At 40.3% G+C, this 13,532-nt stretch carries 6 protein-coding genes; 1 reads left to right on the top strand and 5 read right to left on the bottom strand.

What is annotated here, in order from left to right:
* Positions 1–7: 7 nt before the first annotated feature.
* The 5 genes from L0668_RS12200 to L0668_RS12180 all read right to left on the bottom strand — a co-directional run bounded on the left by L0668_RS12200 (position 8) and on the right by L0668_RS12180 (position 9,993).
* On the bottom strand, positions 8–3,547 hold the full coding sequence (locus L0668_RS12200) for a glycosyl hydrolase (RefSeq protein ID WP_235312914.1): 3,540 nt from the start codon (positions 3,545–3,547) through the stop codon (positions 8–10).
* Positions 3,548–3,640: 93 nt separating this feature from the next.
* A complete protein-coding gene (locus L0668_RS12195; RefSeq protein ID WP_235312913.1) occupies positions 3,641–4,573 on the bottom strand; it encodes a TIM barrel protein in 933 nt (310 codons plus the stop codon).
* A gap of 19 nt (positions 4,574–4,592) precedes the next feature.
* The gene (locus tag L0668_RS12190) at positions 4,593–6,323 is read right to left on the bottom strand and encodes a GMC oxidoreductase (protein WP_235312912.1); all 1,731 of its coding nucleotides are present in this window, start codon (positions 6,321–6,323) and stop codon (positions 4,593–4,595) included.
* Entirely contained in the window at positions 6,320–6,889 is a 570-nt protein-coding gene (locus L0668_RS12185) for a gluconate 2-dehydrogenase subunit 3 family protein (protein ID WP_235312911.1), read from the bottom strand. The genes L0668_RS12190 and L0668_RS12185 overlap by 4 nt, the downstream gene beginning before the upstream one ends.
* A gap of 311 nt (positions 6,890–7,200) precedes the next feature.
* The gene (locus tag L0668_RS12180; protein ID WP_235312910.1) at positions 7,201–9,993 is read right to left on the bottom strand and encodes a family 78 glycoside hydrolase catalytic domain; all 2,793 of its coding nucleotides are present in this window, start codon (positions 9,991–9,993) and stop codon (positions 7,201–7,203) included.
* 490 nt (positions 9,994–10,483) lie between these two features.
* Here L0668_RS12180 and L0668_RS12175 point away from each other — a divergent pair, with 490 nt between their 5' ends.
* Positions 10,484–13,486: a TonB-dependent receptor gene (locus L0668_RS12175; RefSeq protein WP_235312909.1), complete on the top strand. Its 3,003-nt coding sequence runs from the start codon at positions 10,484–10,486 to the stop codon at positions 13,484–13,486.
* The last annotated feature ends 46 nt before the right edge of the window (positions 13,487–13,532 follow it).

Here is a 13,532-nt window from a genome sequence, read left to right as displayed (position 1 = left end):
TAAATACTTACGGTTGCGACATTTTGTTAGTTATCACTACAACCGGTCCCACTAATCCAGATTGTTCGAGCTTAGTTTCATGGGGTTTAGGTGGATTGGTAGTCCAGGTTTTCTTTTTATCTACTGGCCGTTGCGCGTCATAAATCAGCTGATTACGCCAAGTGTTAGTCACCACCACTTTAAGTTGATTGTTACCGGCAACTGCATGCTCTGAGATATCAAAGGTGTATGGCGCCGCCCAGCGAGTATCGACTCGTTTTCCGTTCATCCAAACTTCGGCAATATCTGATACTTGACCTAAATCCAATTTAGTGAGAGATGCATTTTTCTCAAGCGTAAATGACGTTGCATAGGTCACCGTTCCTGAATAATGTTGAACCGCAGGATTGGCATGTTCATTCAATGGCTGTAGCTGGTTTAAGGTCAATTTTGTTGGGGTGTCCCACCCTGCTTCAAATTCCAATTGCCATGGGGATGTGACGGCTGTTGTGGCTAATTCCACAGTTTGAGTTTTAAGGCTTTGGTTAACTGCATGCCATTGATAATCCCCACTTTTATTTGCCAGCAGTTGTCCATTCACAAAAGAAACAGGACGGCTTCCATCGTCATAAACTCTGTACCAATTTTGTTCGGTATCTAACAACACCTCGCTGTTATGGGTTAACTTTTGATATCCATTAGCGGTTTCTGTATTGGTTTTATTAACTTTATTAAAAACTATAAATTGACTGCCGTAAGGCTCTAAACTCAATACCACATTTGTGTTGTCATGGGTTTCTTGCTCTCTTGATTTTTTCCATAGCGGCGCTGGGTGACTAGTACCTGTGTCTAGATTCCAAATTTCTGGTTGGCCGCTTGTGGATCTAAATCGAATCGAGGCATCTATCGCTTTGTCATGCTGGTTAGTCACATAATAAATATCAGCCGTGGCGGTACGGCGATGTAACCAACGTATATCCAGCTCTTTGGCAAAAGACACGTCAGCTTGAATAGATTCGGCATCCAATACTTGTTGTAGGCTTTGGCCCCAATAGACTTTTCCTTTGCCTGTGTGTTTAACACCACTTTCGCTCTCGCCCCATAATTCGTCAGCGATACTGAGTAACTCGGCCACCTCGGCTGAGTTGTCCATTAAACTGGGGGACGCTTGCGGTTTATTGCCTAAAATGACTGCGCCTTGTTCTACTAAGCTTTTTAATTTTTGAGCGGTGGATAACAACATACGTTGGGAGTCACGCAACATAATGACTTTGTATTGCCCTGCCCCTTCTACATGTAATTGGCCTTCAGTCACTTTGACTTTTTGTTGTAATAACTCGTGATTCAAATAATCGAATTTATGACCTTGTGGAAATGGATGGGTATCAAACGGGTGACGATCTAATTCATCACCCAAATACCAGAGTACATCTGCCACAAATTCCCCTTGTTGCAACATATATTGGCTACGAGCTAAAGACGTGATCCAGGTGGGGGTATGTCGCCACCAAGTTTGTGTACGGAGTAATGGAAATCCAATACTGCCGCCAAAGCTTGAGCCCGGTACCACATCAGTTTGCGGGGTATGAGAAAAGGTATGAAACACCAAATGATTAATGCCTTTGGCAAAATTTTCATTAATTAAATACTTTAAATCTTGTGGTGACTCGTTCCATTTAACGCTTAATTGTGTGGCGGCTTCTGCAGCCAAAAAGGGTTTGTCATATAAATGATAAGCTGATGCTGCGGCATAAATAGGTTTAGCTTCTTTTTTGTTCGACGGGGCTTTCGGATACCAAAATTCAGTCATGGGGTAATCACTCACCCCATAATAACGTAGAGGATCACCTGGCAAGGTTTCGCCCGTTGCTCCTTCGGTGTATACCTTAGCCCCCATGTCATGGGATACCGTTCTAAAGTGAGCAAAGAAGTTTTCAAGATACAAATCATCCATGGTTTGACGAAGGTCTCGTAAAAACTTGTTACTTTCATCAACCGAACCCACGATATAACCTAAAGTCGCTGGCATATAGGGCAGCAGGTCGTACCCTCTACGCTTTTTGAACTCCACTGGAAGTTGGTCACTATTCATAGTCCAAGTAGGTACGCCACTTTCCCAACTATCAATCAAGATACCATGTACATCATGGCCATCTAACGGTCCACCAGCGCGCATCAAGTTGCCCATCATGCCATTGCGTAAATGATTTTCTATCGCTTGTTTATCGAGTTTACTGGTTTCCCAGCCTGTGGCTTCTGGCTCTGCGGGTTTGTTGGTTTTTAACATATTCACATGACCAAAGCGGATCACTGTCCAGTTTCCTGCTGGAGCCTGCCAATTTAAGTTACCTTGTACATCAACTTTGTCGGTTAAATTGATGATCTCAGTTGGTTCAATAATGCTTTGTTGGGGGCCTAATTTGGGGGCAAATTGGGGCACATGGTTTTGTAAGCCACGGGAGCTTTTTGCGGCCTTTGCTTGGTGATTGTGTAACCTGACTTGGCCATTAAAACTTAAATAAGACAAAAACAAAGGGTCTTGAGTAAAGGTAAGTTTGAACGAGCTGGCTTTGGTTTCAGGTACGGACAAGGTCACAGGATAATCGTTATCGTACCAATGACTGGTAGGTACTTGTAACTGTGCAACCTTAAGCCACTGACCATTTTCTTGTTGAGCTTCGACCAATAACCCTATGTCTACTTTAGGTAATAATCGGTTAGTTAACACAGTACGTATGGGTGGTAACTCTATACTGCGCAGTGTGGTAGCTTGTGAAAACGTGACCGCTACCCAAGTGGGCTCGCCATTAACGTAATTAATATTTTGCTGTTGATAGGTTTTAAACGGCTCTTGCGGGTGGATCTTCTTAGGGTTAAATACCACTCGTTTTTGCGGCTCAAAAACATTTTCCCAAGGTACGATAGGATTATTGGTTTGGTATTTAACCGGCACTAAACCCACCTTTTCTTCATCAAGCGGTGTTCTAAACGCTAGGGTCTGAACATCTTGATAGTTACGATCTGCGCTTAAATAATCTGATTTGATGGCCAGATTTTGCTGTATTTGTTGACCACCTTTCATATAAAACACATGTTCAACCAGCTCACGCTGTGACTCTTCTACCGGCACCCAAGGGCCTCCGGCCATTGACCAGCCAGGACAATTTTGAAAAGTTAAATTTAAACCCAAACGTTGTGTTTCATCAGCTACATGAGCAATCATTTGCTCCCACTCTGGAGTTAAAATAGCCACTTGTTCTACATTAGGATAGGCGGGGCCTTTTTTGTTAAACAGTTGAATACCCTGTATACCTGATTGAGCAATGGCCTCTAAATCAGCCGTTAGCCCAGCTTGACTAATATTTTTTCCATTTAGATGAAACCAAGTCTCTGGATAGTATTTTTTATCAGGTTGGATAAAGCCCTGCTTTAAAGCATTTAGGTTAAATTCAGGCTTAAATTTACTATTGGCTTGCTGTGATTCCTTAACTTGGCCACAGGCTAGCAGACTAAAAAGTGCAAGCGAGCATATGGTTTTCATTGATCCATAGTTAAAATTTTGACTCATACTTTGATTTCAATTTTCCAATTTAAAGTTCAATACACTTAAGGTTTATTATTTAATTTGCACAGTTGCTTCAAACAAGGCTCATTAACTTGATTAAAAACTAGGCTGCAAATTAATGCTTTTGGCTAACCTAGCCAAATCAGATGCAGCTCGTAAACTATCTTTATTCTCTGGGAAAAATTCAGCGCCGATATAGCCGGTATAACCTAACTCTCGTAGACGGGTGAACACTTTGCCGTAGGCCACCTCTCCTGTACCCGGTTGATTCCTACTTGGAGAATCTGCAAATTGGATATAGGCCACTTGGTCAAAACCATTTTCTAAATTAGTGATCAAATTGCCATTGGTACGTTGCATGTGGAAAAAGTCCCAATTGATTTTTACGCTGGGAGAATTCACTTCACGGCAGATACTTAAGGCGGGTTCATTACCATAGATAAAATGGCCCGGATGATTAAAGGGGTTATAGGGTTCGATGGTAGCAACCATGTTTACGGCTTCTAATCTCGGAGCCACCTTTTTTAATACCCGAGTGTAGTTTTCCAACATTTGGGCTTCGCTGAGTCCTTCAATCAACTTATGACCGGTTAAATTAAAATTAGGAATATTAAGGGTTTTACCTGCTGCAATCGCCCCATCTAACCACTGCATAAATGCTTGTTCGTTTTTAGGATCAGCAAAATTAGGCGCACTGGGGGAATAGGTAGTAATAGTGATCCCCTGCTCTTTTGCCCTTTTAGCGATAGATTCGGGGGTTTTACCTTTTTTGGCTTGATTGGGGTTCCAGATTTCAACTGCTGAAAACCCTAAGGCTTTAGCTGCATTAATTCTGTCTAAAAATGGCATAGGTCGAAACCACTGTTCAATATTACAAGCAAACGGCGCTAGCCATTTTTGTCTCTCAGATAAGGATAAAATATCTGATTTCTGATCAGTTTTAATTGAACTGTTAGAAACACAGGAAGTTAAGCCTGTGGTGGCTAAACCAGCGACTAATGAACTACCAATAAATTTACGTCTATCCATTATGGTTTTCCTTGCTGCATTACAATTGACCTTGTTCCATTAATTTAGCTGCATGATCAGCTGCCCGCGCGGTAATGGCCATGTAAGTCAGTGAAGGGTTTTGAGTAGCGCATGAAGACATACATGCGCCGTCTGTAATAAATAGGTTAGCCACATCATGAGCTTGTGCCCATTTATTTAGTACTGAGGTTTTGGGATCTGCGCCCATACAAGCACCGCCCATTTCATGAGTGCGGTTACCTACCATTAAATGTTTATTAGGTGGAGTTTCGCGGATAGTAATATTGCTACAGCCACCTACTTCTAACATTTCTTGTATGTCTGCTGCCGCTTGTTTAATCATATTACGTTCGTTGTCTTTGAGCTTAGCGTCAATATGTAGTTGAGGAATACCCCACTGATCGACTTTACTCGGATGTAAGCTAGCGCGGCTATCATAGTAGGGCAACATTTCACCATACATTAAGGCCTTAAACTCCCAAGGTTTATCTTGCTTTGCTTGCTCTTTAGCCATTACACCAATGCCGGATTTTTTGCCAAAGGTAGCGATTTTTGGTCTCTCCCTTGCCGTGGTTTGAAAACCAAAGCCTCGAATAAAATCTACATCCTCAGCTTTTTCATGACGATAGTTAGGTATATAAGTGGCGATTGGCCGACGGCCAAAGGCGTATCTGTCTTCTAACCCTAAAACTTCAGATTTGGCAATCACCCCTGTAAAGTGATCCATAATGTAACGCCCGACTACTCCACTAGAGTTTGCTAATCCCGTTGGGAAGCGTTTAGATTTTGAATTCAATAATATTTGCACCGAACCTAAAGCAGATGCACACAAAAATACGACTCGCGCTTTGTAACTCCGTTTCTCTTTTGTTTTAGCATCGATAACTGTCACCCCAGATGCTTTACCCCTGGCTTCGTCATAATCCACAGTCGATACAATTGAATCAGTGACTATAGTTAAATTATGAGTATTGCGAGCTGCCGGCAAGGTAGCTGACAGTGAACTAAAATATGCTCCTAAGGTACACCCACGTTGACAATGAGAGCGAGCCTGACATTGAGCCCTGCCCAATGCACTTTGTTGTGCTGTTGGCTTAGTTAAATTTGCCGCTCGGCCAACAATGAGACGTCTATCTGAATACGTTTTGGCTAGGTTTTTTGCTATATATTTTTCAGCACTGCTCATTTCCCATGGTGTTTGAAATACACCATCAGGTACAGAATCAAGACCGTCTTTATTTGCTGACACGCCAATAAACGACTCAACATAGTCGTACCATGGTGCCAAATCATCATAACCAATGGGCCAAGGCACCCCATGACCATCTTTAGCATTCGATTCAAAATCCTTTTTGCCCCAACGTAACACTTGTCGCCCCCACGTAATGGAGCGCCCCCCAAGTTGGTATCCTCGGGTCCACATAAATGGTCGCTTGGATGGATAGGAATAAGGGTATTCTTTATCATCAGCAAAAAATTGAATGGAATCAGATTTAAGTACACCCTTTTTAGCTAACAACATACCGTAATGGCCTTCTTCGGCTAGTCGTTCTGGCGCTAATCCATGATTATCTAACTCCCATGGGGCTTTCATGTCGTTATATTCTTTACTCGGATGGTCTAAATGACGACCACGCTCTACTACTAAGGTTTTATAACCTTTCTCACAAAACTCTTTCGCTGCCCAACCACCTGTTATACCTGATCCAACAACTATCACGTCATACTGTTGCGAACTACTCTGGCTCATAAGTAACCTCGTTTTTGCGCTGCTTCAAACTCAGTTTTGGATATATCCCCCGCGTAACCACCTGGCATAGCGACATAATCAGTGGCGACTTGTTCAGAGGTATAATAAATATGGAAAATCATTTCCTTTAGTCGACGATAATTGACTGACATGTTTGACTTTTTTTGCTCAAAGGCACGACTATCTAACTCAGTGATTAATTGGCTTCGTTTCGCCAAGGAAAGATTTATGTAAACCGAGTCATAAGTTTGTGTCGCTAGGTCTTCAATTAACTTAATACACGCACGAAACTGCTCTTGGGTATGGGTTACAGCCCAACTTAGCATCATGGCATCTAGAATAACCACCACGTGTGCATCAGTGGCACTGGGTGTATCAGTTTTAGGCAACATGATATCGGCAACATCCGACAAAACAGTAAGTTCTGAAGAAGAGAAAAACTGCCCATCTTGGGTGATTTCTATTAAACTTCTCTGCTTATTAAAAGAAGAGGCCAACAAGGGAACTGACAAAATAAACGTACTAGCGCCGATAAATACGCGCCGTGTAATGGTATGGGATTGCATAATTCACCTATAAATAAAACTTACCGTACTCGACTGTTTTGATTTTAATAAACACCTAAAGCTATAAATCCAACAACATTAAAACGGCGGCCTATTTACAACTACCAAACAAAACAAACATTATTTTAACTCATTATACACCGTATAAAATCATTTCAAATCAAAATAACTCAAAAAACTATATTCAGTGCTAAGTACTCTTGATTATTTAGATAGTCGTGAGATGAAAAAACAATAAGCCAAGCGTTAATAACAAGCTTAAAAAAAAGGTTATCCGTAGATAACCTATTGATGTAAAAAGCACTGTTTATTTACAAAGAAATTGAGCCCGCTATAACATAAGTACCGGGCTGTAAGCTCTTTAATCCGTTAACAGCCAATTTATTACCGTTAAGAGTCATACTCTTGGCATTTACCTTAGGTAGCAGAATGTCGGCGGTGGTGTTTTTAGGTACGTTTACACTCATAGTCAACTGCCCAGCAACAATCGTCCAATCAATTGTTACTTCGCCTTGAGGGGTGATATAGCCACCTTTTGCTTGGCTGAGTTTGTCACTAAATTGCGGCTCAATACGAATATGTTTAAAGCCAGCTGTCAGCGGATTAATGCCTAATATCCCCTCGTAAAACCAGCGTGAGACCGTCCCGTAAGCATAATGATTAAGTGAGTTCATGCCCTGAGGGTTAAACCCTTCATCTATAGTATAGGAATTCCAACGCTCCCAAGTTGTTGTCGCACCATTATTGATAGAGTAGAACCAAGAAGGGTATGTTTCTTTAAACAATAAATCGTAAATAAGATCACTACGATCGGCTGTTTTTAAGACAGAAATCAATAACGGCGTACCTAAAAATCCCGTTCTTAAATGATTATCTGCTTTGTGTAGCAATTCAATAAGCTTCTCTAAGGCTAAGCCCTTTTCTTCTGGCTTAAACAAACCAAACTCAAGGCCTAATAAATAACTAGTTTGTGTAGTCATACCTTTTTTAGGGAGTAATTGCTCATCAAAAAAGTGTTCTCTGTAAGCGGTAACAATTTTTTTGTGTAATGCGGAAAGCTTTTTAACATCATCTGTTTTATTTAATACTTTGGCTGACTTTATGGTGAGCTCAACTGAACGTGCATAAAATGCGGTTGAAATTAATGAATAATCGGTATCACCATGAGCGCCGCCTTCACCATCATCAAGACTGCTTGCATCAGGGTATGGTTGCAACCAATCGCCAAACGTTTTCATATTAGATATATGTTTAGTTGAGTGGCTAGTATGATAATTAACCCAGCCTTTCATCATGTCATAATTGTCGACAAGAATCGTTTTGTCGCCAGTTACCATGTAAAGCTCCCAAGGGATGATGGTTGCTGCATCTCCCCAGCCTGATGAAGCCCAATTAATCCACTCAACAAACGGCACATATACGGGGATCATGCCATCTTCTTTTTGATCTTCTCGAACACTTTCTAGCCATGCAGACCAAAAACCATAAACATCAGCCATGTACATTGAAGGGGTAACAAATACATTGGCATCACCAGTCCAACCTAAACGCTCATCACGTTGTGGACAATCTAGCGGAATATCATAAAAGTTACTGCGCAAGCCCCACACTATGTTTTCAGACAATTGATTCAGTTTTGTATGAGAAGATGTAAAGTTGCCATATAGTTTGATATCAGAGTGCTGTATCAAAGCCGTTGCCCAATCTTTAGTAGCAATTTTAGATGGATCAAAACCTTTTATCTCAATATAACGATAGCCATGATAGGTAAAGGTGGGTTGATATTCGATGTTTCCCGTTTGGTTAGGTAAGTAATAATCAGTTGATAATGCGCTACGGTAATTGTCGGTATAAAACGCTCCTTTGTGCAAGGCTTCGGCAAATCGAATTCTGACTTCTTGACCAGCAATCACTGGAATATTGATGCGTGGAACTCCAACCATGTTTTGACCAAAATCAAGGATCACAACATCACCTTTCTGGCTTACAATGGATTCAATCGCTAATTCTTCAATGAATCTGATAGGCTCATGACGTTTAGGTCTTAACTTAACATTTTCGTCTAGCGGCTCTGCAATGGCATTAGCCCAATTATGATCATTGAAACTGTTACTAGTCCAACCGGGCATTTCATAACCTTGCTCATAGCGCTCGCCATCATAGTTACTGGCAAAACGTATCGGGCCCTCTTGCGTCGTTTTCCAATTATTATCAGTGGTAATAATATCGACTTGACCGTTTTCATAGGTAATTTCTAACTGGGCTAACAATCGTGGTGGTAACACATGATCCTGCTCCTTTAAATCGGCCACACGACCCGAGTACCACCCCCCCGCTAGACTTGCCGCTAGGGTGTTTTCACCTTGAGTTAACTTTTCAGTTAAATCATAGGTTAGCGTTTCAATCCGCTTTTGATAGGGAGTCCAGCCTGGTGTCATGACATCTTTCTCTGATACCTGAAGCCCATTAATAAAGGGTTTAAACAGCCCCTTAGCGGTAATATATAAACGCGCTTGTTTTATATCTGCAGACACTTGAAAGGTTTTACGTAGATATTGTGGTGTTGCTACTGTCTCTTTAGAAGGGATAGCTTTAAGTGCAGTATCAGGGTGACCTATCCATTGGCTTTTCCAATCAGCATTTTTTAATAAACCTAATTCAAAAGTATTGATTCTACTCCAATTAGATACTTGGTCGTTTTCATCCCAAAACCTTACCTTCCAAAATACTTTTTGCCTTGATTTTAATGGGATACCACCGTAGTTAACCCATGAGGTTTCACTTGATAATACTTTGTCGCTATTCCATAAATCAGGTGATTCAACTAGCGCGCTCTCGCTACTAGCGACTTGAATTTGGTAGGCGGTTTGTCTGTTAGCTTTTGCTTTGGTAGATATTTCCCATGAAAAGCGAGGTTCAGCCTCATAGTAACCCAGAGGATCCTTAAAACCTTCGCCCACTTTCAGCATATTTGGGGCAATAACTAATGATTCAGAAACAATAACTAATGCTGGCTTGATTTCGCTATTCGCATCACTGCAGGATACAGATAATGCTAAAACACTTATTAATCCTAAGCTTTTTATACTATTTAATTTAATCATGTTGATAACTATCTCTTAATTAATAATGACCACTAAAGCCCGTTATGTATGAAAAGACTCAATTATCAAAAATTGATACCCAAGAAATAATCTTTTTTGAAAAATGCCTAATATTTTTAAAACGTAACAGAAAAATATCTCAAATTAATTTTATCGAAAGGGGTATTAATTTTAATCTTGCCCGTCTATTCATGTGAAGAATAATCACATTAAATGTAAACAACGTTAACAAACCAGGTGTTAGACAAAAAAATATAGTAAACGAAAGTTCATTATTTAAAGGTGCTTGAACAAGTATCACCACGTTTTTGTTAATAAATATTAACGTTAACTTTTTTATGATTTTTCTTTGTTGGTATGCGTCATTCATATTTATGTATTGAGTGGCTTTACCATCCTTTAAAACAAAGATGACACACCTAAATTATTTATAACCCGGAGTTATATGTTTTTGAATGTGTGTTACCACTAATCATATAGAGGCACTAAAATGAGAGTAAAACCATTAACAAAAACCACATTAGCTACCAGTCTTGCACTTATTCTTGGTTCAACGTCTTACCTACCGCTCCATGCTATAGCCCAAGAGGCTGAAGCTGATGTTGAGGTGATTAGCGTTGTGGGTATTCGTTCAAGTATACGAGAGTCAACTCGAATGAAGCGCGATGCAATGGGAGTGGTAGATGCAATATCGGCTGAAGATATAGGTAAGTTTCCTGATACAAACTTAGCTGAATCACTGCAGCGTATTACAGGTGTTTCAATTAGCCGGAATAATGGTGAGGGCTCTAAAGTCACTATTCGCGGCTTTGGCGCAGACAAAAACATGGTGACGTTAAATGGCCGTATGTTACCCACAGGTGGCACATTTGGAGAAGCTCAAGGCACTTCCCGTGCTTTTGATTTTGCAAATCTAGCATCAGAAAGTGTACGTTCATTAGAGGTATTTAAAACCGGTAAAGCGAATATCACAACGGGCGGTATTGGAGGAACAGTCAATATAAATACCACTAAACCTATAATGGGTGATGCGGGGTTTAAAGCCAATGTCGGAGCAAAAGGAGTTTATGATTCCACTAACCGAGTAGGTTCTGATATAACGCCTGAATTATCTGGGATTTTTAGCTTTTCTGACGACGACAACGAATTTGCTATCTCTTTAAGTGTGAGTCATCAAAAAAGAAACAGTGGAAATACAAGTGCAGATGTTTCTGATTGGCGTATGGGCACATATGAAGCAGAAAGCACATTAGATCTTGTGCCAGGTGGTAAAATTATTAATGAACCCGCTGAAGGGCAACTTTATGCAATTGCCAATTCATTGAGCTACAACTTTGCTGACAACACTAGAGTTCGAGATAATGCTCAGTTAACTTTACAGTATCGACCTTCGGATAAAATATTAGCCACAGTTGATTATACATATGCTCAAAATGACTTAGAAAGTAGTAAAGGCCAGAAAGGTGCATGGTCGAATAAATTTTATGACGAAGTTGTGTTTGATACTGATCAAGATATTGCAACCGCAGTATTAATATCTGAACCATTATCGGGTACAAAAGATAATACTTTTCAACAACAACATGAACATCAAACTAATACCTTAAAATCACTTGGTGTGAATTTAGAATATGAAGTTAATGATCGATTAACCCTAAATTTCGATGCTCATGATTCATCAATGGACAGCGTACCGGGAGCCTCATATGGTGGGAGTAATTTAAGATTCTGGATGGCTGCACCAGTAGGTAAGCATCAGATTATGGACTTTACTCAAACACTTCCTCGCACTGAAATACAAATAGATGATAGTGTTAAAGGAAATAACGACGGTATTTATAATAAAGAAGATTTAGGCTCTCAAATGATGTTTGTCTTCTACTCATCTCAAGAAACAAGTATTCAACAATTTAAATTTGATGGTGAATACGAGTTTGATGAAGGAGTGTTTGAATTTGGTATTGACCATCGCGCATCAGAACTAAAGCAACAACATTCTCGAAATAGATATTTCCTTGGCCGTTGGGGCGTATCCAACCCTAGAGATATTCCAACTGATTTAGTCGAGGACTTTAACATTCTGAATGAATTTGATGAATATGACACCAATAGTTATGACCAAGTTGGGTTTAAAGCGAAAGACTTAGTTGCCCTAGGTATGTGGGCTGCTGATGAATATAATAAACCTTTTGGAATAAGTCCTGTTTTAGACCAAAATCACCGAGTAACTGAAGATATGACTGCTGCATATTTTCAATTTTCTGTTAATGCAGAGCTAAGTGGTATGCCTGTTAATATACTCACTGGTATGAGGTACGAAACGACTGATGTAACGTCCTATTCTGATATTAGGTTGCCCACCAGTTTGGATTGGACTGAGAACAATGACTTTTTATTAGAAAGAGATGACGAAGTTAGTCCGTTTGCTGTAGATACAAGCTATGATCACCTATTGCCTAGCTTAGATTTTGATATCGGTTTAACAGATGAAATAAAAGCGCGCTTTTCATATAGTCAAACTATTTCCCGTGCAAGTTATGGCCAATTACGTTCTGGGGTGTCTGGTATGACAGCGACTGGGCCTACTCTTGATGGAGGAACTGCAAGGGCAAGTGCTTCAAACCCTAGTTTGGTTCCACTTCAATCTAACAACTTTGATGTATCAATCGAATATTACATGAATGATACCAACTATGTATCTTTAGGCTTCTTTGAAAAACGTGTAGATAACTTTATTGGTACTGAGCAAATCGAAGAGGAACATTTTGGTTTACGAGATGTGACTAATGGCCCGCGAGCAAAAGCAGCCGCTAAAGCACTTGGTGCTATTGGAGAAGCGGTTACAGAAGATTCATTATTTGTAATGACAGCTGTACTGGATAACCCAGCAGATTTCCCAAATGGTGCAGCTGATTATAGAACTGACGCTCAGGATCCTACCTTTTCTACTGATGTTTCAGGTAAGTATGACTTATTTGCAAATTCAAGCGATCCATTTTATAAGTTCTTAACGAGCCGACCTGTAAACAATAAAAGTGCAAATATTCATGGTGTTGAATTGGCAGGCCAATACTTTTTTGGTGAATCAGGTTTTGGTTTAGCAGCTAACTATACCATTGTTAGAGGCGATGTTGGTTTTGACAACCTTTTATTAGGTGAGTCTCAATTTGCGTTAACGGGCCTGAGTGACACAGCCAACCTAGTTGTAATTTATGAACAAGATGGTTTGCAAGCACGTGTTGCCTATAACTGGCGTGATGATTATTTAGCCGGCACCTCAATGGGCTCTGCACGTAGTTCAGTAAATGTTGAAGCTCATGGTCAACTCGATATGAATGTTAGTTATCAAATTGATGATCACCTATCGTTATTTGCTGAAGCCATTAATTTAGCTGAAGAAGGCAGCCGTACCTATGGTCGTAGCACACTCCATGTGTGGCAGACCACTGACCTAGGCGCTAGATATCAAGTTGGTGCACGTTATAAGTTTTAGATAAGATTAGTCTGTTCAACAATATCAATTATAAAAGCCGCGACTT

Origin of the sequence: Paraglaciecola algarum (assembly GCF_021532655.1) — a bacterium.
GTDB classification, from domain to species: Bacteria; Pseudomonadota; Gammaproteobacteria; order Enterobacterales; family Alteromonadaceae; genus Paraglaciecola; species Paraglaciecola algarum.
Note: the sequence above shows the minus strand (reverse complement) of the source record. Positions and strands in the feature narration are given on the sequence as shown.

Excerpts from the sequence above, each read along its gene's own strand:
- L0668_RS12185 (WP_235312911.1), bottom strand. The coding sequence starts at position 6,889 with ATGCAATCCCATACCATTACACGGCGCGTATTTATCGGCGCTAGTACG.
- L0668_RS12200 (WP_235312914.1), bottom strand. The coding sequence starts at position 3,547 with ATGAGTCAAAATTTTAACTATGGATCAATGAAAACCATATGCTCGCTT.
- L0668_RS12190 (WP_235312912.1), bottom strand. The coding sequence starts at position 6,323 with ATGAGCCAGAGTAGTTCGCAACAGTATGACGTGATAGTTGTTGGATCA.
- L0668_RS12180 (WP_235312910.1), bottom strand. The coding sequence starts at position 9,993 with ATGATTAAATTAAATAGTATAAAAAGCTTAGGATTAATAAGTGTTTTA.
- L0668_RS12195 (WP_235312913.1), bottom strand. The coding sequence starts at position 4,573 with ATGGATAGACGTAAATTTATTGGTAGTTCATTAGTCGCTGGTTTAGCC.
- L0668_RS12175 (WP_235312909.1), top strand. The coding sequence starts at position 10,484 with ATGAGAGTAAAACCATTAACAAAAACCACATTAGCTACCAGTCTTGCA.